Origin of the sequence: Rhodobacter sp. TJ_12 (assembly GCF_020023995.1) — a bacterium.
In the GTDB taxonomy this organism is placed as follows: domain Bacteria; phylum Pseudomonadota; class Alphaproteobacteria; order Rhodobacterales; family Rhodobacteraceae; genus Rhodobacter.
The window spans coordinates 1-568 of sequence record NZ_NRRD01000077.1 but is presented as its reverse complement, the minus strand read 5'-3'; the positions used below and the strand labels follow the sequence as shown (position 1 = coordinate 568).

Sequence of the window (568 nt, the reverse complement as noted above, 5' to 3'; positions counted from 1 at the left end):
GCCTCTGCTTTCAGCGCCGCATTCTGCCGCCGGAGCAGGAAAGTGCGGGCGAGATCACCCAAGGAAACGGCGCTCATCTACATCTCCAGCAGATATTGAAGGAGGTCATCGCAGGCAGTCACCACCTTCGCATTGGCGGCATAGGCACGTTCGAGAAGCAGGAGTTGCTCCATCTCCCGGTCAGTATCCACGCCGTCGGCGAGGATGAGCGCCTGCAACTCATCGCGCCGAGCGGATGCGAAGCTCGCCTCCGCCTCGGCCGAGACGAGTGCGACGGCGGCGCCGGAAACGGTTTCCGCGGCGAGCCCTGAGAAGCTGAAGGTGCCGCTGAGGCCGTTCGCGGCGTGAACGGTGCGGGCGTCAAGGGCCGCGGCGAGGGCGTTGAGCAGGGTGGGATCGCCGCTGTCGCCTTCGGGGGGGCTCTGCAGGCCGTCACGCAGATGCCAGAGCGCTCCGCCGCGGTCGGGATCGGCCAGCGCATTGACGGACAGGCGACTGGCAAGCCCTGCCGGAGCGGCGGGATCGAAGGCCGCGCCGTCGTCGGTGAAGAGCCCGGCGTCGCCCGCCC

At 68.5% G+C, this 568-nt stretch carries 1 protein-coding gene; it reads right to left on the bottom strand.

All coding sequences use genetic code 11. From position 1 onward, the window contains the following. Positions 1-77: 77 nt before the first annotated feature. Positions 78-568, bottom strand: a 491-nt coding sequence (locus CKO11_RS17245; protein ID WP_317851832.1) for a flagellar basal body rod C-terminal domain-containing protein, incomplete at its 5' end; no start/stop codon positions are given.